Origin of the sequence: Pseudomonas sp. 2VD, assembly GCF_005503585.1 — a bacterium.
GTDB classification, from domain to species: domain Bacteria; phylum Pseudomonadota; class Gammaproteobacteria; order Pseudomonadales; family Pseudomonadaceae; genus Pseudomonas; species Pseudomonas aeruginosa.
The window spans coordinates 1-5,098 of sequence record NZ_SCND01000406.1; the positions used below are offsets into that span (position 1 = coordinate 1).

The 5,098-nt window shown below is 68.3% G+C and carries 4 protein-coding genes; 1 reads left to right on the forward strand and 3 read right to left on the reverse strand.

All coding sequences use genetic code 11. The annotated features are described in order from the left end of the window. Nucleotides 1-122: hypothetical protein (locus FFS27_RS33850; protein ID WP_243724221.1), on the forward strand; the 122-nt coding region annotated here is incomplete at its 5' end. 8 nt (nt 123-130) lie between these two features. Here the strand turns inward: FFS27_RS33850 and FFS27_RS28335 are convergent. The 3 genes from FFS27_RS28335 to muxC all read right to left on the reverse strand — a co-directional run. Beyond that, nucleotides 131-364: a hypothetical protein gene (locus FFS27_RS28335; RefSeq protein WP_016561952.1), complete on the reverse strand. Its 234-nt coding sequence runs from the start codon at nt 362-364 to the stop codon at nt 131-133. A gap of 133 nt (nt 365-497) precedes the next feature. Continuing rightward, nucleotides 498-1,994: a multidrug efflux RND transporter outer membrane subunit OpmB gene (opmB, locus tag FFS27_RS28340; protein WP_003089909.1), complete on the reverse strand. Its 1,497-nt coding sequence runs from the start codon at nt 1,992-1,994 to the stop codon at nt 498-500. Then, nucleotides 1,991-5,098 (reverse strand): multidrug efflux RND transporter permease subunit MuxC (gene muxC / locus FFS27_RS28345; protein WP_256659679.1); only part of this gene is annotated, 3,108 nt, incomplete at its 5' end. The genes muxC and opmB, both read right to left, overlap by 4 nt.

Here is a 5,098-nt window from a genome sequence, read left to right on the forward strand (position 1 = left end):
GCCTGGGACTGGCCATCGTGCAATCGATCATGGCCTACCACGGCGGCCGCGCCGAAGCGGAAAGCGTACCGCAGCAGAAGACCCACCTGCGCCTGCTGTTCCCTTCGACGGGCGCTGCCTGACGCCGGTTTCAGCAACCGGCGCGGCGCCGCCACAGCCGGTACTCGCCGCAGAAACCGGCGAGGAACAGCGCCAGGCCGAGCGCCAGCAGGGTCCAGGGCGTCCGCAGCGGGGCGCGCTGGAGCGGCGGATCGCCGTGCAGCAGGACGAAGCATTGCAGCAGCGCCCAGAACATCGCGGCGACGCCGCCAAGCATGGCCAGGCGGCACAACCAGCCGAGCCAGTAGCCTCGGCGCGAGGGCATTTCCGGAAACTTCCCCGACACGTATTCACCTCCACATCCGCCGCCGTACTCTAGCCGAGACGCGGACGGCGGTGTGTCATGCAAGCGCAATAGCGGGGAAAGGCATTCGTCAGGAACAGGCAGCGAGAAGAACTCAGGGCGAAGGCGGCAGGCCCTCTTCGACCCGGCCGAGCCGCTCGTCGGTCCGCTCGATGTCGGCGCTGTCCCAGCCGCCGCCCATTGCCGCGATCAACTGGACGCTGGCGGTCAGGCGGCTGCCGAGCAGGGTCAGCACGGTGCGTTCGTTGCTCAGCGCGGTGGCCTGGTTGGTGACCACGTCGGTGTAGTCGACGGTGCCGGCCTTGTACTGGTTCTCGGCCAGGCGCAGTGCCTCGCGGGCCGACTCCAGGGCTTCGCGCTGCACCCCGCTCTCCTCGTCGAGGACGCTCAATTGCACCAGGTAGTCCTCCACCTCGCGGAAACCGTCGAGCACGGTCTGCCGGTAGGTCGCCACGGTCTGGTCGTAGGTCGCCTCGGCCTGGTCCACCTGGGAGCCGATCAGGCCGCCGTCGAACAGGGTCATGGCGAACTGCGGGCCGATCGACCAGAAGCGGTTCGGCGTGCTGATCCAGTTGCTCAGGCTGCCGCTGCGGTAGCCGCCGGCGGCGCTCAGGGTGAGGTCGGGAAAATAGGCGGCCTTGGCCACGCCGATCTGGGCATTGGCGGAAATCACCTTGCGTTCCGCCGAGGCGATGTCCGGCCGTCGTTCGAGCAATTGCGACGGCACCACTGCCGGCAGGTCCGGCAGCTTCGGCACGCTCGCCACCGGCGGCAGGTTGAATTGCGCCGGCGGCAGGCCGACCAGCACGGCGATGGCGTGCTCCAGCTGGGCACGCTGGTACTTCAGGTCGATGGCCTGGGCCTGGGTGCTTTTCAGCTGGGTGCGGGCCTGGGCCACGTCGGCCCTGGTGACGATGCCGGCGCGGTATTTGTTCTCGGCCACCTTCAGCGAACGCTCGTAGGCCGTCACCGTGTCGTTGAGCAGGCGGATCTGTTCGTCCATCACCCGCAGTTGCAGGTAGTTCTGCGCCAGTTGCGACTGCTGGCTGAGGCGCACCGCGGCGAGGTCGGCGGCGCTGGCATGCAGGCTCGCCTGGTTGGCCTCCAGTTGCCGGCGCAGCTTGCCCCAGAGGTCGACCTCCCAGCTGACACTGAGGTTGGTCGAGTAGCTGGTACTGATCGCGCCAGAGCCGCCGCTGCTCACCGTCGAGCCTCCCGGCAGCAACACGGTGCTATCGCCGCCGCCCTGGCCGCTACGGGTCTTGCCCACGTTGCCGGTGATCGACGGGAAGAACGCGGCTCGCGCGCCGCGCACCAGCGCCTCGGCCTGGCGGAACTGCGCCACCGACTGGGCCAGGGTCTGGTTGGAACGTTCCAGGTGCATCTGCAGGTCGTTCAGGGTCTGGTCGCCGTACAGCTCCCACCAGGCGCCGCGCTGGAACACGTCGCGCGGCTCGGCGCGGCGCCAGCCTTCGGCTTCCTTGAATTCGGCGGGCACCGCCAGGTCCGGTCGCTGGTAGTCGGGGCCGATGGCGCAGCCGCCGAGGGCGGCGACCAGGGCCAGGGCGAGCAACGAGGGGGTGTGTTTCATAGGGGTGTCTCCAGCGCACCGTCCGTGCGTACGCCGCGTTTCTGGTTGACCCAGTGGCGCAGGCGGTCGAGATAGAGGTAGACCACCGGGGTGGTGTACAGGGTCAGCAACTGGCTGCCGATCAGCCCGCCGACGATGGTGATGCCCAGTGGCCGGCGCAACGCGGCGTCGCCGCCGATGCCGAAGATCAGCGGCAAGGCGCCGAGCAAGGCGGCCAGGGTGGTCATCATGATCGGCCGGAAGCGCATCATGCAGGCCTCGAGGATCGCCTCGCGCGGGCTCAGGCCGTGGTTGCGCTCGGCCTCCAGGGCGAAGTCGATCATCATGATCGCGTTCTTCTTGACGATGCCGATCAGCAGGATGATGCCGATCAGCGCGATCAGGCTCAGCTCGCTGCGGCAGAGGATCAGCGCGAGCAGCGCGCCGACCCCGGCCGAAGGCAGGGTCGAGAGGATGGTCAGCGGGTGCACGTAGCTCTCGTAGAGGATGCCGAGGACGATGTACACCGCCAGCAGCGCCAGGAGGATCAGCCAGGGCATCTGGTTCTGCGTGTCCTGCACCGCGCCGGCGTTGCCCTCGAAGCTGGTCTGCACGTCCACCGGGATGTGCAGCGGCTCCAGGGCCTGCATGATGGCCTCGCGGGTCGGGCCGATCTGCGCGCCCGGTGCCAGGTTGAAGGACAGCGTGGTGGCGGCGAACTGGCCCTGGTGGTTGACCTCCAGCGGTGCCCGGCTCGGTTCGTAGTGGCTGAACGCGGACAGCGGCACGCGCTGGCCGTCGTTGCCGATCACCTGGACCTGGCGGAGGATCTCCGGGCTCTGCTGGTACTGCTGGTCGACCTCCATCACCACCCGGTACTGGTTCAGCGGGTTGAAGATGGTCGACACCTGGCGCTGGCCGAAGGAATCGTTGAGCACCGCGTCGACCATTTCCACGTTGATCCCCAGGGTCGCCGCACGGTCGCGGTCGATCACCAGGCGGGTCTGCACGCCCTTGTCCTGGGAGTCGCTGTTGACGTCCACCAGCTGCGGCAGCTTGCGCATCGCCGCCTCGACCTTCGGCGCCCATTCGCGGAGCAGGGTCAGGTCGTCGCTGCGCAGGGTGAATTCGTACTGCGCGTTGCTGTCGCGGCCGCCCAGGCGCACGTCCTGGCCGGCATTGAGATAGAGCGCCGCGCCGGGCACCTTGGCGATCCGCTCGCGCAGCCGGGTGAGGACCTTCTCCACCGGGTCGCGTTCGCCGATCGGCTTGAGGGTGACGAAGAACGAACCGGTGTTGCTCGACTGCCAGCGGCCGCCGCCGATGAAGCCGACCACGTTTTCCACCGCCGGATCGGAAGAGAGGATCTTGCGGTACTCGCCCATCTTCGCGCTCAGGGACTGGAACGAGATGCTCTGGTCGGCCACCGCGTAGCCGCGCAGGCGCCCGGAGTCCTGCTGCGGGAGGAAGCCCTTGGGCACCACCACGAACAACCAGAGGTTCATGGCGATGCAGGCCAGCATGATCACCACCATCAGCCGCGAGTGCTCCAGCGCCCAGCCCAGGCTGGCGCGGTAGCGCAGCATGAAGGCGGCGAAGAAGCGATCGCTGCGCCGCGCCAGGGAGGCGCCCTCGGGCCGTTTCAGCGGACGCAGCAGACGCGCGCAGAGCATCGGCGTGAGGGTCAGGGATACCACCAGGGACACCAGGATCGCCGCCGAGAGAGTCACCGCGAACTCGCGGAACAACCGCCCGGTGAGGCCGCCCATGAGCAGCAGCGGGATGAACACCGCGACCAGCGAGAGCGTCATCGACAACACGGTGAAACCGACCTGGCGGGCGCCGGTGATCGCCGCCTGGATCGGCGGATCGCCCTCCTCGATGCGTCGGGCGATGTTTTCCACCACCACAATGGCGTCGTCCACCACGAAGCCGGTGGCGATGATCAGCGCCATCAGCGACAGGTTGTTCAGGCTGAAGTCGCACAGGTACATGACCGCGAAGGTGCCGATCAGCGAGACCGGCACCGCCAGGCTGGGGATCAGCGTGGCGCGGCCGTTGCGCAGGAACAGGAAGACCACCAGGATCACCAGCGCCACCGAGATCAGCAGGGTCAGCTCGGCCTCTTCCAGCGACGCGCGGATCGACGGGCTGCGATCATCCATCACGTTCAGCTTGACCTGCGGCCCGAGCAGTTCCTGCAACACCGGCAGTTGCGCGTGGATGGCGTCGGTGGCCTCGATGATGTTGGCGCCGGGCTGGCGGGTGACGATCAGCAGCACCGCCGGCAGGTCGTCGGAGAAGCCGGCGTTGCGCACGTCCTCCACCGAGTCGCTGACCTTGGCCACGTCGCCGAGGCGCACCGCGGCGCCGTTGTCGGCGTTGTAGTGGATCACCAGCGGCTCGTACTCGCGGGCCTTGCGCAACTGGTCGTTGGCGTCCACCTGCCAGTGCTTGTCGTCCTTCTCGACGGCGCCCTTGGGGCCGTTGCTGTTGGCCGCGGCGATGGCCGTGCGCACGCTGTCCAGGGACAGCCCGTACTGGCTCATGGCATCCGGGTTGAGGTCGACCCGCACCGCCGGTAGCGAGCTGCCGCCGATGCTCACCTGCCCTACCCCCTGCACCTGCGACAGCTTCGGCGCCAGCACGGTCGAGGCGAGGTCGTACATCTCGCCGCGACTCTGGGTCTCCGAGGTCAGGGTGAGAACCATGATCGGCATGTCCGAGGGGTTGGCCTTGCGGTAGCTGGGATTGTTCGGCATGCCGCTGGGCAGCAGGCTCATCGCGCCGTTGATCGCCGCCTGCACCTCGCGGGCGGCGCCGTCGATGTCCTTCTCCAGGTCGAACACGAGCACCACGGTGGTCGAGCCCAGCGAACTGCTGGAGGTCATCTCGCTGATCCCGGCGATCCGTCCCAGCGAGCGCTCCAGCGGCGTGGCCACCGACGAGGCCATGGTTTCCGGGCTGGCGCCCGGCAGGCTGGCGCTGACCACGATGGCCGGAAAATCGACGTTGGGCAGCGGCGCCACCGGCAGCAGACCGAACGACAGGGTGCCGGCGAGCAGCAACGCCAGGGTCAGCAGCGTGGTGGCGACCGGGCGGCGGATGAAGGGCGTGGACAGGCT